This is a genomic window from Streptomyces griseoruber, assembly GCF_001514205.1.
Taxonomy (GTDB): domain Bacteria; phylum Actinomycetota; class Actinomycetes; order Streptomycetales; family Streptomycetaceae; genus Streptomyces; species Streptomyces griseoruber.
Genome location: NZ_KQ948764.1, coordinates 471,674 through 494,393, shown reverse-complemented (window position 1 = coordinate 494,393; position 22,720 = coordinate 471,674). Strand labels below are relative to the sequence as shown.

The window sequence follows — 22,720 nt, the reverse complement described above, 5'->3', positions numbered from 1 at the left end:
CCAAGGGTAAGCGCTCACGGGCATGGACCCCAGCCCGGCGGGGAACGATCCGGCAACACCAGGCGTCTGTAGTGAAGACGGACCGGGACAGTCGGGGGAAAACGGAGGAAGAGGGGACGTAAGGGAGGGTGATCGCCCACCCTGAGGGTCACCTACTCCTCACGCCGGAGCAAAGGACTCGGTCAGTCGTTCTCGGGGAGGAGCGCATCCGCCCCCGAACAGTGCGTCAATGGATGCAGGGCCCGTACTGTGGGTTCTGTCGCAGAGCTGGAGCTGGACGTCAGAAGGGGGCGCGCGAAGCCCATGAGCGGTGTCATGAAGCGTATGGGGATGATCTTCCGCGCGAAGGCGAACAAAGCCCTTGACCGGGCCGAGGACCCGCGCGAGACCCTCGATTACTCGTACCAGAAGCAGCTGGAACTCCTCCAGAAGGTCCGCCGCGGCGTCGCCGACGTGGCCACCTCGCGCAAGCGCCTGGAGCTGCAGCTCAACCAGTTGCAGTCGCAGTCCTCGAAGCTGGAGGACCAGGGCCGCAAGGCGCTCGCGCTCGGCCGCGAGGACCTCGCCCGCGAGGCCCTCTCCCGCCGTGCCGCCCTCCAGCAGCAGGTCACCGACCTGGAGACGCAGCACGCCACGCTCCAGGGCGAGGAGGAGAAGCTCACGCTCGCGGCGCAGCGCCTCCAGGCCAAGGTCGACGCCTTCCGTACGAAGAAGGAGACCATCAAGGCCACCTACACCGCCGCCCAGGCCCAGACCCGCATCGGCGAGGCCTTCTCCGGCATCTCCGAGGAGATGGGCGACGTCGGCCTCGCCATCCAGCGCGCCGAGGACAAGACCGCCCAGCTCCAGGCCCGGGCCGGCGCCCTCGACGAGCTGCTCGCCTCCGGCGCCCTGGACGACCCCACCGGCATCGCGAAGGACGACATCCAGAGCGAGCTGGACCGGCTCTCCGGTGGTACGGATGTAGAGCTGGAACTGCAGCGCATGAAGGCGGAGCTGGCCGGAGGATCCTCCTCCGGGCAGCAGGCCATCGAGGGCGGCACGGGCCAGCAGTCCCCGCAGCAGCCGCAGGACACCCCGCGCTTCGACAAGCAGTAGCAGCCCGGCGCCGGGGACCGGAGCCGAGGAGGGCCGACATGATCGTACGGATCATGGGGGAGGGCCAGTGGACACTGGCCGACTCCCACTTCGCCGAGCTGAACAAGCTGGACGACGAGCTGCTCGCGGAGATGGAGGGCGGCGACGAGACCGCCTTCCACCGCACCCTCGGCGCCCTCCTCGACGCGGTCCGCCGCCTCGGTGAGCCCCTGCCCGACGACACCCTCGAGCCCTCGGAACTGATCCTCCCGACCCCGGAGGCGAGCCTGGAGGAGGTCAGGGAGATGCTGAGCGACGACGGACTGATCCCTGGGTGAGGACCCGCGGCCGCAGGTGACACGGTCACGGCAGCCACGGCGAGGAAAGGCGACGGTGACCAGAACGTGATGGCCCTCGCCCGAGCCCGGCGCCAGCTCACGGCCCACCCCCTCGCCCTCGACTCGGCCCTCGCCGCAGGCGTACTGCTCTGCATGCTCGCCGGCTCGTTCGTCGACCCCCACAGCGGCCACACCGTGAGCTGGAGCGTCCGCACCCCCGACCCCCTCAGCCTCCTGCTGATGACCCTCGGCGCCGTCGCCCTGATCTTCCGCCGCCGCGCCCCCATGACGGTCCTCGCCGTCACCGGCACCCTCTCCGTCGTCGAGTCCGTCACCGGCGACCCCCGCGCCCCCGTCGCGATGTCCGCCGTCGTCGCCCTCTTCACCGTCGCCGCCACCACCGACCGCCCCACCACCCTGCGCGCCGCCCTGCTCACGATGACGGCGCTCACCAGCGCCGCGATGCTCGCCGGCCCGCTGCCCTGGTACGCGCAGGAAAACCTCGGCATCCTCGCCTGGACCGGCATCGGCGCCACCGCCGGCGACGCCGTCCGCAGCCGCCGGGCCGTCGTGCAGGCCATCCGCGAGCGCGCCGAACGGGCCGAGCGCACCCGCGAGGAGGAGGCCCGCCGCCGCGTCGCCGAGGAGCGCCTGCGCATCGCCCGCGATCTGCACGACGTGGTCGCCCACCACATCGCCCTGGTCAACGTCCAGGCCGGGGTCGCCGCGCACGTCATGGACAAGCGCCCCGACCAGGCCAAGGAGGCCCTCGCCCACGTCCGCGAGGCCAGCCGCTCCGCGCTCAACGAGCTGCGCGCCACCGTCGGCCTGCTGCGCCAGTCCGGCGACCCGGAGGCCCCCACCGAACCGGCCCCCGGCCTGGACCGCCTCGACGAGCTGGCCGGCACCTTCCGCAACGCCGGCCTGCTGGTCGAGGTGGCCCGCGCCGATTACGACGCGAAACTCCCCGCCGCCGTGGACCTGGCCGCCTACCGGGTCATCCAGGAGGCCCTCACCAACGTCCAGAAACACGCCGGGGCGGACGCGAAGGCCGAGGTCAGCGTCGTACGCGTGGGACCGCACATCGAGATCACCGTCCTCGACGACGGAGCCCCCGGGTCCGAGGAGGCCCCGGTCACCGGCGGCGGGCACGGCCTGCTCGGCATGCGGGAACGCGTCACCGCCCTGCGCGGCACCCTCACCACCGGTCCCCGCTACGGAGGCGGTTTCCGGGTGCATGCGATCCTGCCCGTCAAGACCCGTACCCGGACAGCCGAGGACCCCGTATGACCATCCGTGTCCTGCTCGCCGACGACCAGGCGCTGCTGCGCAGCGCGTTCCGGGTGCTCGTCGACTCCGAGTCCGACATGGAGGTGGTGGGGGAGGCGTCCGACGGGGCGCAGGCGGTGCGGCTGGCCCGCGAGGAGCGTCCGGACGTGGTCCTGATGGACATCCGCATGCCCGGCACGGACGGCCTCGCCGCGACCCGGGAGATCAGCGCCGACCCCGACCTCGCCCAGGTCCGGGTGGTCATCCTCACCACCTTCGAGGTCGACGACTACGTGGTGCAGTCGCTGCGCGCGGGCGCCTCCGGCTTCCTCGGCAAGGGCAGCGAGCCGGAGGAACTGCTGAGCGCGATCCGGATAGCCGCCGGCGGCGAGGCACTGCTCTCCCCGGCCGCCACCAAGGGCCTGATCGCCCGCTTCCTCGCGCAGGGCGACGCCCCCGACGACCACGACCCCGCCCGGGCGCAGCGCCTCGGCGCCCTCACGGTGCGTGAGCGCGAGGTCCTCGTCCAGGTGGCCGGCGGCCACTCCAACGACGAGATAGCCGAGCGGCTGGAGGTCAGCCCGCTGACCGTGAAGACGCACGTCAACCGGGCCATGGCGAAGCTCGGGGCCCGTGACCGGGCCCAGCTCGTGGTGATCGCGTACGAGTCGGGGCTGGTCCGTCCGAGGGTGGAGTGATCCCGCCCCCGTCTACTGCGGCGGGAGTATGAGGGGCATAAGGAAATCGACCTGGAGCTTACGGATCGCCGGGTCGTGAGGGCACAGGGTTGAGGGGCCGTACCCGGCACGACTTCTGCCGCTCACAGAAGAGAGACCCGTATCCCATGTCCTGGCTGTCCCGATTCAGCCTCGCACAACGGGCCCTGATAGGCCTGATGTCCCTGATCGCGCTCGTCTTCGGCGCGATCGCCATCCCGCAGCTCAAACAGCAGCTGCTGCCGACCATCGAACTGCCGATGGTGTCCGTGCTGGCCCCCTACCAGGGCGCCTCCCCGGACGTCGTCGAGAAGCAGGTCGTCGAACCGATCGAGGACAGCCTCGAGGGCGTCGACGGCATCACCGGTGTCACCTCCACCGCGAGCGAGGGCAACGCCCTCGTCGTGGCGTCCTTCGACTACGGCAACGACACCAAGCAGCTGGTCGCCGACGTCCAGCTGGCCGTCAACCGGGCCCGCGCCCAGCTCCCGGACTCGGTGGACCCGCAGGTCGTCGCCGGTTCCACGGACGACATGCCGGCCGTGGTCCTCGCGGTCACCTCCGGCAAGGACCAGCAGGCCCTCGCCGACCAGCTCGACTCGACCGTGGTGCCTGCCCTGAAGGACATCGACGGCGTCGGCCAGGTCTCCGTCACCGGCGTCCGTGACCTCCAGGTCACCGTCACCCCGGCCGACGCGAAGCTCGCCAAGGCGGGCCTGACCACGCAGTCCCTCGCCCTGGCCCTCCAGGCGGGCGGCGCGACCGTCCCGGCCGGCTCCTTCGACGAGGCGGGCAGCAACCGCACCGTCCGGGTCGGCGGCGGCTACAGCTCCGTCCAGCAGATCGAGGACCTGCGGATCCCCGGCACGGCCGGCCGGAAGCCGGTGCGTCTCGGTGACGTGGCCACGGTGCGGCAGGAGGAGGCGCCCGCCGACTCCCTCACCCGCACCGACGGAAAGCCCAGCCTCGCCGTGATGGTCACCATGGACCACGACGGCAGCGCGGTCGCCATCTCGAACGCCGTCGAGGACAAGCTGCCCGGCCTGCGCCAGGACCTCGGCTCCGGCGCGAAGATCACCGTCGTCAGCGACCAGGGCCCGGCCGTGTCCAAGGCCATCGAGGGCCTCACCACGGAGGGCGCGCTCGGTCTGCTCTTCGCGGTCCTCGTCATCCTGGTCTTCCTGGCGTCGGTCCGCTCGACGCTGGTCACGGCGGTCTCCATCCCGCTGTCCGTGGTCCTCGCCCTGATCGTGCTGTGGACCCGCGACCTGTCGCTCAACATGCTGACCCTGGGCGCGCTGACCATCGCGATCGGCCGGGTCGTCGACGACTCGATCGTCGTCCTGGAGAACATCAAGCGCCACCTCGGCTACGGCGAGGAGCGGCAGACCGCGATCATCACCGCGGTCCGCGAGGTGGCCGGCGCGGTCACCTCCTCCACCCTCACCACGGTGGCCGTGTTCCTGCCGATCGGTCTGGTCGGCGGCATGGTGGGTGCCCTGTTCGGCGCGTTCAGCCTGACCGTCACGGCGGCCCTGCTGGCCTCCCTCCTGGTCTCGCTGACGGTCGTACCGGTCCTGTCGTACTGGTTCCTGCGTGCTCCCAAGGGCACCCCCGAGGACGCCGAGGAGGCCCGTCGCGCGGCGGAGGAGAAGGAGAACAGGAGCCGGCTCCAGCGGATCTACGTCCCCGTCCTCAGGTTCGCGACCCGGCGCCGGCTCACCAGTGTGGCCCTCGCCGTCGTCGTCCTCCTCGGCACCTTCGGCATGGCACCCCTGCTGAAGACCAACTTCTTCGACCAGGGCGAGCAGCAGGTCCTGACGGTGAAGCAGGAGCTGGAGCCCGGCACCAGCCTCGCCGCGACCGACGCCCGGGCGAAGCAGGTCGAGAAGCTGCTCGCCGGCGTCAAGGGCGTGAAGGACTACCAGGTCACCGTCGGCTCCTCCGGCTTCCTGGCGGCCTTCGGCGGAGGCACCGACACCAACCAGGCCTCGTACCAGGTGATGCTGGAGGACTCGGCGTCGTACGACGACGTCCAGAGCCGGATCGAGGACGGGCTGAAGAAGCTCGACGGCATCGGCACGACCACGGTCGCCGCCGGTGACGGCTTCAGCAGCCAGGACCTGAGCGTCGTCGTGAAGGCGGCCGACGCGGAGGTGCTGCGCACGGCGTCCGAGCAGGTCCGCAGGACGGTCGCCGGGCTCGACGACGTCACCGACGTCACCAGCGACCTGTCGCAGAGCGTGCCGCGCATCTCCGTCCGGGCGAACTCCAAGGCGGCGGCGGCCGGTTTCGACGACCAGACGCTGGGCGCGGCGGTCACCCAGGCCGTACGCGGGACGACGACGGCGAAGGCGGTCCTCGACGACACCGAACGCGATGTCGTCATCCGCTCGGCGAAGCCCGCGCGGACCCTGGCCGAGCTGAAGGCTCTCCGGCTCGGCGCCGTGCGGCTCGGTGACATCGCCACCGTCCAACTGGTCGACGGCCCGGTGTCGATGACCCGGATCGACGGGCAGCGCGCGGCCACCGTCACCGCCCGGCCGACCGGCGACAACACGGGCGCGGTGAGCACCCAGCTCCAGTCGAAGATCGACGCGCTGAAGCTCCCGGCGGGCGCCACGGCCGAGATCGGCGGTGTCTCCTCCGACCAGGACAGCGCGTTCAAGAACCTGGGCCTGGCGATGCTCGCGGCGATCGCGATCGTCTTCATGCTGCTGGTGGCGACCTTCCGCTCGCTCGTCCAGCCGCTGATCCTGCTGGTCTCCATCCCGTTCGCGGCGACCGGCGCGATCGGTCTGCTCGTCGCCACCGGCACCCCGATGGGCGTCCCGGCGATGATCGGCATGCTGATGCTCATCGGCATCGTGGTGACCAACGCGATCGTCCTGATCGACCTCATCAACCAGTACCGCAAGCAGGGGTACGGCGTCGTCGAGGCCGTGGTGGAAGGCGGCCGGCACCGGCTGCGCCCCATCCTCATGACCGCGCTCGCGACCATCTTCGCCCTGCTGCCGATGGCCCTCGGCGTCACCGGTCAGGGCGGCTTCATCGCCAAGCCGCTGGCGGTGGTCGTGATCGGCGGTCTGATCACCTCGACGCTGCTCACCCTGCTCCTCGTCCCGACGCTCTACGCGATGATCGAACTGCGCAAGGAACGCCGGGCCAGGAAGCGGGCCCTGAAGCGGCAGTCCGCACAGCCCGAGAAGACGCCCGAACCGGCCGGCGTCTGACGGCACGTCGGCGCGACGGACACCCCGTCCGTCGCGCCGACGGTTTTTCCGGGGTTCCGGTTCCTTATGCTGTGCGCTCGAACTGCTCGGCGGCGGAAGGGAATCGGGACGTGCCGCTGCACAAGGACGACCCGAGGACGCTCGGCGGATACCGGATCGTCGACCGGCTGGGGGCCGGAGGCATGGGTGTCGTCTACCGCGCCCGCTCACGGTCGGGGCGCGAGGTCGCGCTGAAGGTGGTGCACGCCCAGTACGCCGAGGACGCCGTCTTCCGGGCCCGGTTCCGGCAGGAGATCGCCGCCGTCCGCCGGGTGAGCGGCGCCTTCACCGCACCGGTCGTGGACGTCGACCCGGAGGCGGCCCGCCCCTGGATGGCGACCCAGTACGTGCCCGGACGCTCGCTCGCCGACCGGATCCGCGAGGGCGGCCCGATCCGCGGCCCCGAAGTACGGCTGGTGGCCCTCGGGCTGGTGGAGGCGCTGCGGGACATCCACCGGGCGGGCGTGGTGCACCGCGATCTGAAGCCGGCGAACGTCCTGATGGCCGAGGACGGTCCCCGCGTCATCGACTTCGGCATATCCAGGGCGGCCGAGAACCACAACACCCTCACCGAGACCGGCCAGATGATCGGCACCCCGCCCTTCATGTCGCCGGAACAGTTCACCGACGCCCGCTCGGTCGGCCCCGCCTCCGACGTCTTCTCGCTCGGCGCGCTGCTGGCGTACTCCCTCACCGGCCGCGGCCCCTTCGACGCCGACAGCCCCTATCTGACGGCCTACCGGGTGGTCCACCACGAGCCCGTGCTGGAGGGGGTGGCTCGCCCGCTGCGCACCGTCCTGGAGCGCTGCCTGGCCAAGGAGGCCAAGGACCGGCCCGGACTCGACGAACTGGCCCATGACTTCGCCTCCGTCCTGCCGGAGCCCGTGGGGGACGATCCCCCCACGCTGGCCCTGCGGCTGGGCCCCCTGCGGACCGACCCGGGGACCGACCCGGGGAACGCCGCCGACCGCACCGCCGCCGCCGGCGTCACCACCGGCACCGGCCGCCGACGCCGGCCGCGTCCGGTGTGGGCCGCGGCCGGCACGGTCGGCGCGCTCGCCCTGGGGCTGCTCGGCTACCTCACCTACGGGCCGGGATTCGCCGACGACACCCCGGCGTCGAGCAGCACCTCGGCCCCCTCCTCCGGCCCGTCCGCCGTCTCCCGCCGGGCGGCTCTTCCCTCCGGCTGGAAGCCCTGGCAGACGACCGTGACCGCGGACGCCGAGAGCGGACTGCGCAAGGCCCCGGACACCAGCGGGACCGCCACCGCGCCGTTCTGCGCCATGGGCGAGGGCGCCGCCTACTGTGGGGGCAGCGCGCTCCTCCCGGTACGGATCGACGGCGCCACCGGAAAGATCCTGTGGCGTGCGGACATCGCGCCCGCCGGGGCCTCGGCGGACCTGTACACCACGTCGGTCTTCGGCGTGCAGGACGGCGTGGTGCTCGTGGAGCTGGTCGTCGACGAGGAGTCCGGCGGGACGAAGGTGCAGGCCGTCCTCGGCCTCGACAGCGAGACCGGCAGGACGCTCTGGACCCGGAACACGTACAAGGACGGCCTCGGATCGGTCTCCGCGGACGGGCTGGCCCTGATGGAGGAGGGCGACGGCCGCACCCTGACCGCCCGCTCGGCGAGCGACGGCAGGGCGCGCTGGCAGGTGTCCCTGCCCGCCGGCCACTACTGCACACCGACGGCCCTGGGGGACCGCTTCTACGTGGAGTGCGTCAACCAGGAGGAGGACTCCGACGCCACGCAGTACCTCGTCATCGACTCCACCGACGGCTCCACCCGCCGGGTGTCCTCGGTGGAGGGCAAGGCGATTCTCGTCGGCGCCCTCGACGGGCGGCTGGTCTTCGTGGAGTCGGACGACGAGGATCCCTTCCTCAGCGGGGACATCACGTACCACCGCATCGTGCGCGTCGATCCCGACGGCGGCGAGCGCGAGGTGACCGAGCTGACCGGCACGTTCCGGGGGCGGGCGGTGCTGCGGCACGACACGCTCTGGTTCTCCACCTCCGGCGGCCTGGTGACCGCCGTCGACCCCCGCACCGGCACCCGCAGGTGGGAGAGCCACACCAATATGGAGTCACCGGGCGCGATCACCCTGGACGACGCCGGGAACACGGTGTACCTGGCCACCACCAGCGGCCGGATGGCGGCCCTGGACGCGGCGAAGGGCACCCTGCTGTGGGAGTCGGACGCCCGGGCCGAGGTCCTGGCCGGCGGCGTCGAGCCGAGCGTGCTGATCAACAAGGGGTCGGTGGTGGTGGTGACCGCCGACGGCACGGTCTTCACCGTCGACCCGGCCCACCCCGACCGGACACCGGTCTCGGCGGGCTGACGTTCCATATCCTGTGGACTCGAACTGTCCGGCGGGGGAAGGGAACCGGCACGTGCCGCTGCACAAGGGCGATCCGAAGGCACTCGGCGGATATCGGATCGTCGACCGCCTCGGATCGGGCGGGATGGGCGTCGTCTATCTGGGCCGGTCCCGTTCGGGGCGTGACGTCGCCGTCAAGCTGGTGCACGCGCAGTACGCGGAGGACGGGGTCTTCCGGGCCCGGTTCCGGCAGGAGATCGAGGCGGTCCGCAAGGTGAGCGGCGCGTTCACCGCTCCGGTCGTGGACGCAGACCCGGAGGCCCCACGGCCCTGGATGGCCACCCAGTACGTGCCGGGTGCCGCGCTCTCCGCCCGCATCCGCGACACCGGCCCGCTGAAGGGGGCGGAGCTGCGCCGGCTGGCCCTCGGGCTGGTGGAGGCGCTGCGGGACATCCACCGGGCCGGGGTGGTCCACCGTGACCTCAAGCCCGCCAACGTCCTGATGGCCGAGGACGGCCCCCGGGTCATCGACTTCGGCATCTCGCGCGCCACCGAGAACCAGACCCTCACCGAGACGGGGCACGCGATCGGCACCCCGCCGTTCATGTCCCCGGAGCAGTTCAAGGACGCCCGCTCGGTCGGCCCCGCCTCGGACGTGTTCTCCCTCGGCGCGCTGCTGGTGTTCGCCGCCACCGGCCGCGGCCCCTTCGACGACGAGAGCCCCTACATGACGGCGTACCGCGTCATGCACGAGGAACCGTCGGTGGATTCGGTCGCCGAGCCGCTGCGCGCGGTGCTGGTCCGCTGCCTGGCCAAGGAGGCCGGCGAGCGGCCCGGACTCGAGGAACTGGGCCGTGAGCTGGCGGGCGCGCTGCCCGAGCCGGAGGAGGGCGACGTGGCGACGGTGACCCTGCGTACGCCGCCCGGCCGTGCCGTACCCGGGGAGCCCGCCCGGGCGCTCCGGCCGGGCCGCGGGCCCCGGCTGCTCCGGTGGCCGGTCCTGGCCTCGGTGGCCGGTGTCCTCGCCGTGGCGCTCACCGGCTACTTCCTGTTCGACCCGTTCCAGGGGTCCGACGCGACGGCGGAGCCGGACGCCGCGGGCGCCGGGCCCTCCTCCCGCTGGGACCCCCTCCCCGACAGCTGGAAGTCCTGGCGGACGTCCGTCTTCGGGACGGCCGCGAGCGGGGTGAAGAAGCCGCTGGGCGGCGGGGCCTCCGGCCTCGGCACCACCTTGTCCTGCGCCATGGGGGAGGGCGTCCTGTACTGCGGCGGCAACGGCACCCTCCCGGTCCGCGTCGACGGGGCGACGGGCCGGCTCGCCTGGCGGGCCGAGTCCCTGCCCTCGGGCGTGGCACGGGAGGCGTACGACAGCATGGTCCTCGGGGTGCACGACGGCGTGCTGCTGGTCTCCCAGGCGGTCATGAACAGCGCGAACACCGACCAGACCAGGACCGTCGTCGCCCTCGACTCCGCCACCGGCAAGCGGCTGTGGTCGCGCCCGATCAGCGAGGGCGACGTCACCACCGCCCTCGTGGGCGATCTGCTGATGACCCCGGACGGCGACCGGGTGACCGCCCGAGACCCACGCGACGGCACCGTGCGCTGGACGGCCACCCTGCCCGCCGGGCCCACCTACGGGTGTGAGTTCTACGACGTCGACGGCGTCCCGTACGCCGGCTGTACCGACGCGGGTACACCGTCGCGCACCGTGTTCTACGCCGTCGACCCGGCCGACGGCTCGACCCGGAAGGTGAGCGTGCCGGACGGCGATGCCGTCTACGTCGGCGCTGTCGGTGGCGATCTGGCCTTCGTGATGTTCACCCCGCGGGACACCGGGAGTTCCGCGGAATCGGCGTACGCCGAGGTCCTGCTGATCGACCCGGGCACCGGCGCCGTGCGCAAGCGGAAGCTGGCGGGCGGCCCGCGCGGTGAGGTGGCGCTGGTGGGCGGAGTGCTCTGCTTCGCCTCCTCCGCGGGGCAGCTGGTCGCCCACTCGCCCGAGACGGGCGAGCGGCTGTGGCAGACCTCGACGACCCTTCAGCAGCCCGGTACTCCCGTCGCCGACGAGCGGGGGCAGACGGTGTTCACGGCCAGCGCTTCCGGACGGGTCGCCGCCCTCGGCATCGAGACGGGCACCCTGCTGTGGGAGTCCCCCGCGCGGGCCGAGCAGGTCGTCGGGGCCGGCTATTCCGCGGGCCGGGTGTTCCTCGACCAGGGAGCCCTGGTGGTGCTGACCCCCGACGGCACCGTCTTCAGCCTGGACCCGGCCCACCCCGCCCGGACACCGGCGGCGGAGTGAGCCGGGGCCGGGGCCCCCAGGGGGCCACGGCGGCGCGGGGCTACGGCAGGGCCAGCATCCGCTCCAGCGCCAGCTTCGCGAACGCCTCGGTCTCCCGGTCGACCTCGATGCGGTTGACCAGCTTGCCCTCGGCCAGCGACTCCAGGGTCCAGACCAGGTGGGGGAGGTCGATGCGGTTCATGGTCGAGCAGAAGCAGACCGTCCTGTCGAGGAAGACGATCTCCTTGCCCTCGGGAGCGAAACGGTTCGCCAGCCGGCGCACCAGGTTCAGCTCGGTGCCGATGGCCCACTTCGAGCCGGCCGGGGCCGCCTCCAGCGCCTTGATGATGTACTCGGTCGAGCCGACGTGGTCCGCCGCGGCGACGACCTCGTGCCGGCACTCGGGGTGCACCAGCACGTTCACGCCGGGGATCCGGGCCCGGACGTCCTCGACCGACTCCAGGCTGAAGCGGCCGTGCACCGAGCAGTGGCCGCGCCACAGGATCATCTTCGCCGCGCGCAGCTGCTCGGCGGTCAGCCCGCCGTTCGGCTTGTGCGGGTTGTAGACGACACAGTCCTCCAGGGACATGCCCATGTCCCGGACGGCGGTGTTCCGGCCGAGGTGCTGGTCCGGCAGGAACAGCACCTTCGTCGTCGAGGGGTCACCCTGCCCGAACGCCCACTCCAGGGCCCGCCGGGCGTTGGACGAGGTGCAGATCGTGCCGCCGTGCCGGCCCGTGAACGCCTTGATGTCCGCGGACGAGTTCATGTACGAGACGGGCACGACCTGCTCGGCTATGCCGGCCTCGGTCAGCACGTCCCAGCACTCGGCGACCTGCTCGGCCGTCGCCATGTCGGCCATCGAGCAGCCGGCGGCGAGGTCGGGCAGGACCACCTTCTGGTCGTCCGACGTCAGGATGTCCGCCGACTCGGCCATGAAGTGCACACCGCAGAACACGATGTACTCGGCCTCCGGGCGGGCGGCCGCGTCCCGGGCCAGCTTGAAGGAGTCGCCCGTGACGTCGGCGAACTGGATGACCTCGTCGCGCTGGTAGTGATGGCCGAGTACGAAGACCTTGTCACCGAGCTTCTCCTTGGCGGCGCGGGCCCGCTCGACCAGGTCCGGGTCGGAGGGCGAGGGCAGGTCGCCGGGGCACTCGACACCCCGCTCGCTCTTCGGGTCGGCCTCGCGGCCGAGCAGCAACAGGGCGAGCGGAGTCGGCTGTACGTCGAGCTCCGTGGTCTGGGCGGTGGTCACGTCACGCACCCTTTCTACTTTTCGTCGAACTGACGCTATCTATGATAGCCTGCTTAGTGTCACGTTGACGACGGTCATCGCGTCGATGTGACATGAATCCCGGAGATGGCGTGGAGAAGCCGCTGGGCGGGCCGGGCGGTCGCTGTTCGCTTCGCCGCCGGTGTGCGAGCATGAAGAAGCACGCGAAAGCACCACCTGACGAGAAGTGCCCGGCCCGGAATGAATCCGCGGCCCCGTCGGTTGCAACCGTCGGCAAGCAGCCTCCGTACAACCCGGGAGAGATGTAGATGTCCGTATCGGACGAGACCAGCACCGCCACCGACGGCATCATCCTGTCCGACGCCGCCGCGGCGAAGGTCAAGGCCCTGCTCGACCAGGAAGGCCGCGACGACCTGGCGCTGCGCGTCGCCGTGCAGCCCGGCGGCTGCTCCGGCCTGCGGTACCAGCTCTTCTTCGACGAGCGCTCCCTCGACGGCGACGTCGTCAAGGACTTCGACGGCGTCAAGGTCGTCACCGACCGGATGAGCGCCCCGTACCTGGGCGGCGCCTCCATCGACTTCGTCGACACCATCGAGAAGCAGGGCTTCACGATCGACAACCCGAACGCCACCGGCTCCTGCGCCTGCGGCGACTCCTTCAGCTGAGCCTTGCCGAGACGTACGACGAAGGCGGCGACCCCTCCCCGGGGCCGCCGCCTTCGTCGTCCTCCCGCGGCGCCTACCGGACCTCGGGCAGGCGCGCCCCCGCCTTCTCCAGCGGTACGGCCGCCCCGTCCGAGCCGACCACCTTCCGGCCGCCGAGCGGAGCGTCCAGCCGCACGGTCTCGTGGTACTCCTTGGCGATCAGGATGCAGACCTTGTCCGGCCAGGGCGTCTCGGTCACGGTGACCGTCACCTGGTCACCGGACTCCTTCGCGGTCGCCGCGTAGTCGGCGCACACCCCGCCCGTGAAGCTCACGACGAGTTCCTCGCCCTCGGCCGTGTAGCCGTCGACCTGCACGTTCCGGGTGCCCGAGGTGGCGCTCGGCGCCGGGGTGGGCGTCGTGGCCCCCCGCAGATAGGCCGGGTCGACCGCCGGCTGCGTCACCCGGTACGCGTCCGCGGCCCCCGTGCCCCGCACGTCGAACAGCCAGGACGGCACGAGCACCTGCCGCCCGCCCGAGGTGTGCGGGGCGAGCCCCAGCACCGCGTCCTCGACGGTCACGGTCTCCCCCTGGGAGGAACCGGCCGAGGAACTGCCGGACGAGCCGCACGGGCTCTCCAGCCGGTCCTTCAACGGCACCGGACTGGCACACCCGCCGATGCCCATCCGGTGGTCGCTCCCCGGCGCCGCGTTCAGCGCCTTCAGCGCCTCCGCGGCGGTCAGCAGGGGGTACGCGGCCCCCTCGGCCGGTGTCTTGAGCTGCCCGTTCCCGCCGATGACGACCCCGTCGGCGCCGACGCTGATCCCGGTCGTCCACCCGTAGGTGGGCAGACCGCCGACCTCCGGGTCCGCGTTCACCACCCGCTGGGCGCCCATGACCTGGCCGGCGTCCACCTTGGCGTCGTCCTGCCCGACCGCCTTCAGGATCGGCGCCGCCGCCTTCTTCGCGGCCGCCTCGCTCACCGGATCGGCGGCCGGGGCCGTGGGGTCCCGGGTGCACTTGGCGATACCGCCCTTGCAGGCGTCCGTGCCCGGCGCGTACCGGCTGAACGTCCACATGCCCGGCGCCTGCCGGTTCACCCGCAGCACCGGCCCCGAGCCGTCGTTCCCGGCGCCGACCTTCCAGGCCTCGCCGTCGGCCACGGGCGTCCCGTCCACCCCGAGCGCCTTCGCCAGCCGGGCCACCTCGTCCTTGCCGACCTCGCCCTTCGCCCAGTACACGGGCGCGGAACCGGGACCGTCGGGGAGGGTGCCGGCGGCCTGGTACGTCACCCCGTACGGGTTCGGCTCACCGGGTGCGATGCCGTTCGACGCCCCGCCGGAGCCGGTCCCGGCGTAGTCGTCCAGCACCAGCGGTACGGGGGTGCCGCCACCGGAGGGCGCCCCGGGACCGGCACCGCCGCCCCCGGTGGCCTGCGCGCCGAGATACGCCCCACCGCCACCGACCAGCAGCACGGCGGCGGCAACGGAGAGGACGAGGAACGGGGAACGGCGACGGGGGGCCGCAGAGGCACCGGCGCCGGCACCGTCGCTGACGCCGATGCCGATCGCCGGGGCGTCTTCGGCCGCCTCGGGCTCCGGGGCGTCAGGAGACTCCGCGGCGGCCTCGGTCCCCTCGTCCGGCGTGCTCTGCTCGTCCGGCGTGCTCTCCTCGGGCTCCTCGGCCTCCTCGGGCTCCTCGGCCTCCTCGGGCTCCTCGGCCTCCTCGGGCTCCTCGGCCTCCTCGGCCTCCTCGGCCTCCGGGGCCTGCCGGGCCTCCGGGGTGTCGAGGGGCTCCGCCGCCGCCTCCTGCTGTGCGACCTTCTCGGTCTGCTCCGCGGAGCCCGTCTCCTCCGGCTCGCGCGCGGCGTCGTCGTTCTCGGGTCGCTCGGTGTTCACCGCATCGCTCCTTCGGCTGCCCTGCTGTCGTACCTCACATCCCCTCAACGAGGGACAGCGATGGGACGCGGCGGGGGAGCGCACGGTTCCCTGTGAGCGCCCCGGCCGGCAAAGCCGTAAGGAAGACCGTGAGGAAATCCGTAAGGACCTCCGTAAGGACCTCCGTAAGGACATCCGAAAAGAAATACGGGGAAACCCCCTAGTTGCCGTAGTCCGGCATGGCCTCCAGAAGCCGCGCCGACCTCGCCGGGACGGAGACACCGTGAATGCGTGACGGGGAGACCGGGCGGGAAGCGGTCTTCTCCGGAGCCGCCCAGTGCGGAGCCATCCGGGCGCAGTCGCCCCGCAGCGACGCGAGGCCGCCTTCGAGATCGGCCGGTGCGGGGGCGATGCGGAACTCGAGGTTCGTCATAGCGGAACCGTAAGCACGGAGGAGCCCGCGAAGAAAGATCTACTATCGGGTAGTTTCGGCTGCTTCAGTGGCGCCGCTCCACCGGGTAGCGTGAACTGTCAATCCCCCTCCCCACAGGAGAGTCCACGCCGTGCGCATCGCAGTCACCGGCTCCATCGCGACCGACCACCTCATGACGTTCCCCGGACGTTTCTCCGACCAGCTGGTCGCGGACCAGCTCCACACGGTCTCGCTCTCCTTCCTGGTCGACAACCTGGACGTCCGCCGGGGCGGGGTGGGTGCGAACATCGCCTTCGGGATGGGACAGCTCGGCACCCGGCCGATCCTGGTCGGCGCCGCGGGCGCGGACTTCGACGAGTACCGCGCCTGGCTGGACCGGCACGGCGTGGACACCGAGTCCGTCCGTATCTCCGAGACGCTGCACACCGCCCGCTTCGTGTGCACCACCGACGCCGACCACAACCAGATCGGCTCCTTCTACACGGGCGCGATGAGCGAGGCCCGGCTGATCGAGCTGAAGACCGTCGCGGACCGCGTCGGCGGCCTCGACCTGGTCCTGATCGGCGCCGACGACCCGGAGGGGATGCTCCGCCACACGGAGGAGTGCCGCTCCCGCGCCATCCCCTTCGCCGCCGACTTCTCCCAGCAGATCGCCCGGATGGCGGGCGAGGAGATCCGGATACTGCTGGAGGGCGCCACGTACCTGTTCTCGAACGAGTACGAGAAGGGCCTCATCGAGTCCAAGACCGGCTGGTCCGACGCCGAGATCCTCGCCAAGGTCGGCCACCGCGTCACCACCCTCGGCGCGCGCGGCGTCCGTATCGAGCGGGACGGCGAGGACCCGATCGAGGTCGGCTGCCCCGACGAGGAGCGCAAGGCCGACCCCACCGGCGTCGGCGACGCCTTCCGCGCGGGCTTCCTGTCCGGTCTCGCCTGGGGCGTCCCGCTGGAGCGCGCCGCGCAGGTCGGCTGCATGCTGGCCACGCTCGTCATCGAGACCGTGGGGACGCAGGAGTACCAGCTGCGGCGGGCGCACTTCATGGAGCGCTTCACCAAGGCGTACGGGGAGGAAGCGGCCGAAGAGGTGCGGGCTCATCTTGCGTGAGTGAGCCCCTCGTCGGGTGCGGGAGCGTGGGGGCCGGTCGCGCAGTTCCCCGCGCCCCCGCGTGGCTCAACTCGTCCGGCGGACCAGGTACGCCGTTCCCTTGTCCGCCGGTTCCTCGCCCAGGTACTCCTGGCCCCGCATCTCGCACCACGCCGGGATGTCCAGGCGGGCCGCCTCGTCGTCCGACAGGACCCGGACCCGGCCCCCCACCGGCACGTTCCCGATGACCTTCGCGAGCTCGATGACGGGGATCGGGCAGCGCTTGCCGAGGGCGTCCACGACCAGGACGTCCTCCGCCACGACCGTGGCGGGTGCGGGTGCCCCGAGCTTCTCGCGCACCCCCGCCACCACCCCCGGCAGCACCGCCAGGAACCGCTCCACGTCCTCCTCGGCCACCCCCGCCGGCAGGGACACCCGCACGTTCCCCTCGCTCAGCACCCCCATCGCCCTGAGCACATGGCTCGGTGTCAGTGTGTCGCTGGTGCAGGACGAACCGGACGACACCGAGAACCCCTCCCGGTCCAGCTCGTGCAGCAGCGCCTCCCCGTCGACGTACAGACAGGAGAAGGTGACGATCCCCGGCAGCCGCCGTCGCGGATCGCCCACCACTTCGACGTCCGGGACCAGTTCGGGCACCCGCACCCGGATCCGCTCCGTCAGCTCCCGCAGCCGTACCGCCTCCCGGCCGGCCTCCGCCCGTACGGCCCGCAGGGACGCGGCGGCCGCGACGATCGCCGGCAGGTTCCCGAACTCCTCCGTCTCACGGGCCGCGTACCGCACCCCCTTGCGCACCACGAGCAGCCCGACCCCCGACGGCCCGCCCCATTTGTGCGCACTGGCGGTCAGCGCCGACCAGTCGCCGTCCACCCGCCCCCACCCGAGCGACTGCGCCGCGTCCACCAGCAACGGCACCCCGGCCGCCCGGCACACCTCGGCGACGGCCGCCACCGGCTGCTCGGTCCCCACCTCGTGGTTGGCCGACTGGAGACACGCCAGCGCGGTGTCGGAACGAAGCGCCTCCGCGTAGGCCCCCGCCGCCACCGCCCCGCTCCGCGCCACCGGCACCCGCGTCACCGTCCCGCCGTCCGCCTCCAGCGCTTCGGCCGAATGGAGCACCGACGAGTGTTCAACGGATGACACGATCAGGTGACGCCCGATCCGCCGCCGCCCGGCCAACACCCCGCCCACGCCTGCCTGGACGGCCCTCGTTCCGGAGGACGTGAACGACAGTTCGTCGGGCCGGCACCCGACGGCCTCGGCCGCCGCTTCCCGGGCGGCGTCCACGAGGATCCGGGCCCTGCGCCCCTCCCGGTACAGCCGCCCCGGATCTGCCCACCCCTCGTCCAGCGACGCCAACAGCGCCTGGCGGGCGACGGGATGGAGCGGAGCGGCGGACGCGGCGTCGAAGTAGGCCATACGGCAACGTTAGAACGCAGGGGAGTAGCACAGGGGCGCGGGGAACCGCGCGATCGCCACAAACACACCCGCACCCGCCAAACCAGCGAACCACCCCCTTCAGTAGGCACCCCTCCCCGAGAACCCCCGGAGGGCGTCGGCTAGGGTTTGGTCCGCATAAACATCCAAACCCCTGCCCGACGCAGGGCGGCGACCGACCAGCGAGAAGGCCGCAGCCGATCCGCGCGGGCGAGACTCTCGGGAAGGCGCTACGTGAGTCCCAACGGCTCCGACCGCTCGCCGCGGCGCCCGATGCGGCGGAAGCTGCTGCAGGCAATGACCGCGGGCCTGGTCCTGGCGACCGCCACCGGTTGCACATACAAGGACTTCCCCCGCCTTGGCATGCCCACCCCCGTCACAGAAGAGGCTCCGCGGATCCTCTCCCTGTGGCAGGGCTCCTGGGCCGCCGCGCTGGCCACCGGCGTGCTGGTGTGGGGCCTGATCCTGTGGAGTGCTTTCTTCCACCGGCGCAGCCGCACGAAGGTCGAAGTTCCTCCGCAGACCCGGTACAACATGCCGATCGAGGCGCTGTACACGGTCGTGCCGATCATCATCGTCTCGGTGCTGTTCTACTTCACGGCCCGCGACGAGTCGAAGCTCCTCAGCCTCGAGAAGAAGCCCGACGTCACGGTCAACGTGGTCGGCTTCCAGTGGAGCTGGTGCTTCAACTACATCGCGAACGTCGAAGGCTCCACCGGCGACGCGAAGACCGACGAGAACCTGGCCGCGATCCCGGACCGGTACAAGAAGGACTTCCCGGCCGACGCGGGCGGTGTCTACACCTGCGGTGTCCCCGGTGAGCGGAACCCGCAGACCAACAACCCCGGCCCGACCCTCTGGCTCCCCGAGGGCAAGACGGTCCGCTTCGTCCTGACCTCGCGTGACGTCATCCACTCCTTCTGGGTGGTGCCGTTCCTCATGAAGCAGGACGTCATCCCCGGTCACACCAACGCCTTCCAGGTGGTCCCCAACCATGAGGGCACCTTCCTGGGCAAGTGCGCCGAGCTCTGCGGCGTCGACCACTCCCGGATGCTGTTCAACGTGAAGGTCGTCTCCCCCGAGCGCTACGAGCAGCACCTCAAGGACCTCGCCAAGAAGGGGCAGACCGGTTACGTTCCCGCGGGCATCGAGCAGACCGCCCATGAGAAGAACCGGGAGACGAACAACCTGTGAGCATCCTCAACGAACCCCAGGGTGCCGCGGCAGCTGAAGACTCGTACGAGAGCGAGCTGCCGGTCCGGCGCAAGCAGCCCGGCAACGTCGTGGTCAAGTGGCTCACCACCACCGACCACAAGACCATCGGTACGTTGTACCTGGTGACGTCGTTCGCGTTCTTCATGATCGGCGGCGTGATGGCGCTGTTCATGCGCGCCGAACTGGCCCGTCCGGGCCTGCAGCTGATGTCGAACGAGCAGTTCAACCAGGCGTTCACGATGCACGGCACGATCATGCTGCTGATGTTCGCGACGCCGCTGTTCGCCGGCTTCACGAACTGGATCATGCCGCTCCAGATCGGCGCGCCCGACGTGGCGTTCCCGCGGCTGAACATGTTCGCCTACTGGCTGTACCTGTTCGGCTCGCTCATCGCCGTCGGCGGCTTCCTCACCCCGCAGGGTGCGGCCGACTTCGGCTGGTTCGCCTACTCCCCGCTGTCGGACGCGGTCCGCAGCCCGGGCATCGGCGCCGACATGTGGATCATGGGTCTGGCCTTCTCCGGCTTCGGCACCATCCTCGGCTCGGTCAACTTCATCACCACGATCATCTGCATGCGCGCGCCGGGCATGACCATGTTCCGCATGCCGATCTTCGTGTGGAACGTCCTGCTGACCGGTGTCCTGGTCCTGCTGGCCTTCCCGGTCCTCGCGGCCGCGCTGTTCGCCCTGGAGGCGGACCGCAAGTTCGGTGCCCATGTCTTCGACGCGGCGAACGGCGGCGCACTGCTGTGGCAACACCTCTTCTGGTTCTTCGGCCATCCAGAGGTGTACATCATCGCGCTACCGTTCTTCGGCATCATCAGTGAGATCATCCCGGTCTTCTCCCGCAAGCCGATGTTCGGCTACATGGGCCTGATCGCCGCGACGATCGCCATCGCCGGTCTCTCCGTGACGGTGTGGGCGCACCACATGTACGTCACCGGTGGCGTGCTCCTTCCGTTCTTCTCCTTCATGACGTTCCTCATCGCCGTCCCGACCGGCGTGAAGTTCTTCAACTGGATCGGAACGATGTGGAAGGGCTCGCTGTCCTTCGAGACACCGATGCTCTGGGCGGCGGGCTTCCTCATCACCTTCACCTTCGGTGGTCTGACCGGCGTCATCCTGGCCTCGCCGCCGATGGACTTCCATGTGTCCGACTCGTACTTCGTGGTGGCGCACTTCCACTACGTCGTCTTCGGCACCGTCGTCTTCGCGATGTTCGCCGGCTTCCACTTCTGGTGGCCGAAGTTCACCGGCAAGATGCTCGACGAGCGCCTCGGCAAGATCACCTTCTGGACGCTGTTCTTCGGCTTCCACGGGACCTTCCTGGTCCAGCACTGGCTGGGCGCCGAGGGCATGCCGCGTCGTTACGCCGACTACCTGGCGCAGGACGGCTTCACCGCCCTGAACACGATCTCGACGATCAGCTCGTTCGTCCTCGGTCTGTCGATCCTGCCGTTCCTCTACAACGTGTGGAAGACGGCCAAGTACGGCAAGAAGATCGAGGTGGACGACCCGTGGGGCTACGGCCGCTCCCTGGAGTGGGCGACCTCCTGCCCGCCGCCGCGGCACAACTTCCTCACCCTGCCGCGGATCCGCAGTGAATCCCCGGCGTTCGACCTGCACCACCCGGAGATCGCCGCGCTCGAGCAGCTGGAGCACGCCGGCCACGGCGCCATCGCGGGCAGCAAGGAGGCCGGCAAGTGAAGGTCCAAGGCAGGATGTTCACGTGGCTGAGCGTGTTCATCCTCATCATGGCGATCGTCTACGGCGTCTGGTCGAAGGAGCCGGCGGGCACCACGGCCCTCTTCCTGGCCTTCGGTCTGTCCATCATGATCGGCTTCTACCTGGGCTTCACGGCCCGTCGGGTGGACGCGGGCGCCCAGGACAACAAGGAGGCGGACGTCGCGGACGACGCCGGCGAGCTGGGCTTCTTCAGCCCGCACAGCTGGCAGCCGCTCGCGCTCGGCGTCGGTGGCGCCATCGCCTTCCTCGGTGTCGCGATCGGCTGGTGGCTGCTGTACTTCTCCGCCCCGATCATCCTCATCGGCATCTGGGGCTGGGTCTTCGAGTACTACCGCGGTGAGAACCGCACCCAGTAGCACGCGCCGAACCCACGGGAGCCCGGACACTCCGTCAAGGAGGGTCCGGGCTCCTTCGTTCGCCGCAATCCCTGTCCGCCATCCGTGGCGTCCAGCGCGCCGTGATTGACGCGGCTCCCTAGCGTGAAGTCATGAGCCACACACCCCGCCCCCGCACAGTCGTCAGCTGCACGGTGCTGGTGATCGCCCTCGGAGCGGGCGTCGTCACCGCCTGCGGATCCGACGGCAACCCCCTCGCCGAGCGCCCCTACGACGCGAGCGACCGGATCTCCTTCAACGGCCCCGACGGCGACGGCGGCAAGAAGGCCGACCCGGACAAGCCGCTGGAGGTCGTCGCCCGGGACGACGACGAGCCCATCACCGACGTCACCGCCGTGGACGCCTCAGGGCGCTACGTGGCGGGCGAACTCGCCGCCGACGGCAGCCGCTGGCACAGCACCGAGCCGCTGGCCGCCGACGCCCACTACACGGTCCGGGTGAGCACCGAGGACGCCGACGGCGCCCCCGGCCGCCGGGTCATCGCCTTCGACACCGGCAAGCCCAGCGGCAAGAAGCGCCTCGCGGTCGAGTTCGGCCCGGACCCGGGCACGTACGGCGTCGGCCAGCCCGTCACCGCCAAGCTCAGCGAGCCCGTCAAGGACCCGGCCCAGCGGGCGATAGTCGAGCGCGGTCTCAAGGTCGACTCCACGCCCTCCGTGCAGGGCGCCTGGTACTGGGTGGACGACAAGGAACTCCACTACCGCCCCCAGGAGTACTGGCCCGCCCGCGCCACGATCCGCGCCCACAGCAACCTCGACGGCATCCGGATCAGCGACCGTCTCTGGGGCACCACCTCGAAGGACGTCAGCCTCACCATCGGGGACCGCGTCATAGCCGTCACGGACGCCTCGTCCCACTCGCTGACGTTCTACAAGAACGACGAGGTGATCAACACCATCCCGGTCACCACCGGCAAGCCCGGCTTCGAGACCCGCAACGGCGTCAAGGTCGTCCTCGGCAAGGAACAGTTCGTCCGGATGCGCAGCGCCACGGTCGGCATCGCCGAGGGCTCCTCGGAGTCGTACGACCTGCCCGTCTACTACGCCACCCGGCTCACCTGGAGCGGCGAGTACGTCCATGCCGCCCCCTGGTCCGCGGGCTCCCAGGGCTACGCGAACGTCAGCCACGGCTGCACCGGCATGAGCACCGCCAACGCCGAGTGGTTCTTCGAGCACGTCCGCCCCGGAGACGTCGTCAAGGTCGTCAACAGCTACGGGGACACGATGGAGCCGTTCGGCAACGGCTTCGGCGACTGGAACGTCGAGTGGCCGAAGTGGAAGACCGGCAGCGCCCTGACGACGGGCAAGCACAAGACCCAGCCGGACACGTCCACACTTCGACCCACGGCTGTGTAGGAGCCTTCAAGGG

The 22,720-nt window shown here is 71.1% G+C and carries 17 protein-coding genes; 13 read left to right on the top strand and 4 right to left on the bottom strand.

Going from position 1 to position 22,720, the window contains the following annotated elements; all coding sequences use genetic code 11:
* The first annotated feature begins 303 nt into the window (after nt 1-303).
* The 7 genes from AQJ64_RS06585 to AQJ64_RS06555 all read left to right on the top strand — a co-directional run bounded on the left by AQJ64_RS06585 (nt 304) and on the right by AQJ64_RS06555 (nt 11,289).
* A complete protein-coding gene (locus AQJ64_RS06585) occupies nt 304-1,098 on the top strand; it encodes a PspA/IM30 family protein (RefSeq protein WP_079061495.1) in 795 nt (264 codons plus the stop codon).
* Nucleotides 1,099-1,136: 38 nt separating this feature from the next.
* Entirely contained in the window at nt 1,137-1,415 is a 279-nt protein-coding gene (gene pspAA, locus AQJ64_RS06580; protein ID WP_055633262.1) for a PspA-associated protein PspAA, read from the top strand.
* A 66-nt stretch (nt 1,416-1,481) separates the two neighbouring features.
* Entirely contained in the window at nt 1,482-2,705 is a 1,224-nt protein-coding gene (locus AQJ64_RS06575) for a sensor histidine kinase (protein WP_099053926.1), read from the top strand.
* Nucleotides 2,702-3,382: a response regulator gene (locus tag AQJ64_RS06570; protein ID WP_055633260.1), complete on the top strand. Its 681-nt coding sequence runs from the start codon at nt 2,702-2,704 to the stop codon at nt 3,380-3,382. Before AQJ64_RS06575 ends, AQJ64_RS06570 begins: the two co-directional genes overlap by 4 nt.
* A 146-nt stretch (nt 3,383-3,528) precedes the next feature.
* Entirely contained in the window at nt 3,529-6,633 is a 3,105-nt protein-coding gene (locus tag AQJ64_RS06565; protein ID WP_055633259.1) for an efflux RND transporter permease subunit, read from the top strand.
* 110 nt (nt 6,634-6,743) lie between these two features.
* The gene (locus tag AQJ64_RS06560; RefSeq protein WP_055633258.1) at nt 6,744-9,011 is read left to right on the top strand and encodes a protein kinase domain-containing protein; all 2,268 of its coding nucleotides are present in this window, start codon (nt 6,744-6,746) and stop codon (nt 9,009-9,011) included.
* A gap of 52 nt (nt 9,012-9,063) precedes the next feature.
* On the top strand, nt 9,064-11,289 hold the full coding sequence (locus AQJ64_RS06555) for a protein kinase domain-containing protein (RefSeq protein ID WP_055633257.1): 2,226 nt from the start codon (nt 9,064-9,066) through the stop codon (nt 11,287-11,289).
* A 40-nt stretch (nt 11,290-11,329) separates the two neighbouring features.
* Here the strand turns inward: AQJ64_RS06555 and nadA are convergent, their stop codons facing one another.
* Nucleotides 11,330-12,526, bottom strand: a complete 1,197-nt coding sequence (gene nadA / locus AQJ64_RS06550; protein ID WP_055633267.1) for a quinolinate synthase NadA — start codon at nt 12,524-12,526, stop codon at nt 11,330-11,332.
* 287 nt (nt 12,527-12,813) lie between these two features.
* Here nadA and AQJ64_RS06545 point away from each other — a divergent pair, with 287 nt between their 5' ends.
* Complete coding sequence (locus AQJ64_RS06545) at nt 12,814-13,170, top strand: iron-sulfur cluster assembly accessory protein (RefSeq protein WP_046727393.1); 357 nt, start codon at nt 12,814-12,816, stop codon at nt 13,168-13,170.
* Between the two features lie 73 nt (nt 13,171-13,243).
* On the opposite strand, the gene AQJ64_RS06540 is transcribed toward AQJ64_RS06545, so the two are convergent.
* Together AQJ64_RS06540 and AQJ64_RS06535 are read right to left on the bottom strand one after the other, a co-directional pair.
* Nucleotides 13,244-15,046, bottom strand: coding sequence for a hypothetical protein (locus AQJ64_RS06540; RefSeq protein ID WP_055633256.1), 1,803 nt, complete (start codon nt 15,044-15,046; stop codon nt 13,244-13,246).
* A gap of 199 nt (nt 15,047-15,245) precedes the next feature.
* Nucleotides 15,246-15,458 carry a hypothetical protein gene (locus tag AQJ64_RS06535; protein WP_055633255.1) on the bottom strand — a complete coding sequence of 71 codons (213 nt, stop codon included), beginning with the start codon at nt 15,456-15,458 and terminating at the stop codon, nt 15,246-15,248.
* 130 nt (nt 15,459-15,588) lie between these two features.
* On the opposite strand from AQJ64_RS06535, the gene AQJ64_RS06530 reads away from it, so the two are divergent.
* Nucleotides 15,589-16,563, top strand: coding sequence for a carbohydrate kinase family protein (locus AQJ64_RS06530; protein ID WP_055633254.1), 975 nt, complete (start codon nt 15,589-15,591; stop codon nt 16,561-16,563).
* Between the two features lie 66 nt (nt 16,564-16,629).
* Here AQJ64_RS06530 and AQJ64_RS06525 read toward each other — a convergent pair whose 3' ends face one another.
* Nucleotides 16,630-17,979 carry a cysteine desulfurase/sulfurtransferase TusA family protein gene (locus AQJ64_RS06525; RefSeq protein ID WP_059202470.1) on the bottom strand — a complete coding sequence of 450 codons (1,350 nt, stop codon included), beginning with the start codon at nt 17,977-17,979 and terminating at the stop codon, nt 16,630-16,632.
* A 252-nt stretch (nt 17,980-18,231) separates the two neighbouring features.
* Here AQJ64_RS06525 and ctaC point away from each other — a divergent pair, with 252 nt between their 5' ends.
* From ctaC to AQJ64_RS06505, 4 genes are all read left to right on the top strand, one after another.
* Nucleotides 18,232-19,191: an aa3-type cytochrome oxidase subunit II gene (gene ctaC, locus AQJ64_RS06520; RefSeq protein ID WP_055631434.1), complete on the top strand. Its 960-nt coding sequence runs from the start codon at nt 18,232-18,234 to the stop codon at nt 19,189-19,191.
* Nucleotides 19,188-20,918 carry an aa3-type cytochrome oxidase subunit I gene (gene ctaD / locus AQJ64_RS06515; RefSeq protein ID WP_055631435.1) on the top strand — a complete coding sequence of 577 codons (1,731 nt, stop codon included), beginning with the start codon at nt 19,188-19,190 and terminating at the stop codon, nt 20,916-20,918. The genes ctaC and ctaD overlap by 4 nt, the downstream gene beginning before the upstream one ends.
* The gene (locus AQJ64_RS06510) at nt 20,915-21,313 is read left to right on the top strand and encodes a cytochrome c oxidase subunit 4 (protein WP_055631436.1); all 399 of its coding nucleotides are present in this window, start codon (nt 20,915-20,917) and stop codon (nt 21,311-21,313) included. The genes ctaD and AQJ64_RS06510 overlap by 4 nt, the downstream gene beginning before the upstream one ends.
* A gap of 131 nt (nt 21,314-21,444) precedes the next feature.
* On the top strand, nt 21,445-22,707 hold the full coding sequence (locus AQJ64_RS06505; protein WP_059202469.1) for a L,D-transpeptidase: 1,263 nt from the start codon (nt 21,445-21,447) through the stop codon (nt 22,705-22,707).
* The last annotated feature ends 13 nt before the right edge of the window (nt 22,708-22,720 follow it).

Bases quoted from the DNA above. Each gene is read 5' to 3' on its own strand.
- AQJ64_RS06525 (WP_059202470.1), bottom strand. From the start codon at position 17,979: ATGGCCTACTTCGACGCCGCGTCCGCCGCTCCGCTCCATCCCGTCGCC.
- AQJ64_RS06545 (WP_046727393.1), top strand. From the start codon at position 12,814: ATGTCCGTATCGGACGAGACCAGCACCGCCACCGACGGCATCATCCTG.
- AQJ64_RS06505 (WP_059202469.1), top strand. From the start codon at position 21,445: ATGAGCCACACACCCCGCCCCCGCACAGTCGTCAGCTGCACGGTGCTG.
- AQJ64_RS06565 (WP_055633259.1), top strand. From the start codon at position 3,529: ATGTCCTGGCTGTCCCGATTCAGCCTCGCACAACGGGCCCTGATAGGC.
- AQJ64_RS06570 (WP_055633260.1), top strand. From the start codon at position 2,702: ATGACCATCCGTGTCCTGCTCGCCGACGACCAGGCGCTGCTGCGCAGC.
- AQJ64_RS06535 (WP_055633255.1), bottom strand. From the start codon at position 15,458: ATGACGAACCTCGAGTTCCGCATCGCCCCCGCACCGGCCGATCTCGAA.
- pspAA (WP_055633262.1), top strand. From the start codon at position 1,137: ATGATCGTACGGATCATGGGGGAGGGCCAGTGGACACTGGCCGACTCC.
- AQJ64_RS06585 (WP_079061495.1), top strand. From the start codon at position 304: ATGAGCGGTGTCATGAAGCGTATGGGGATGATCTTCCGCGCGAAGGCG.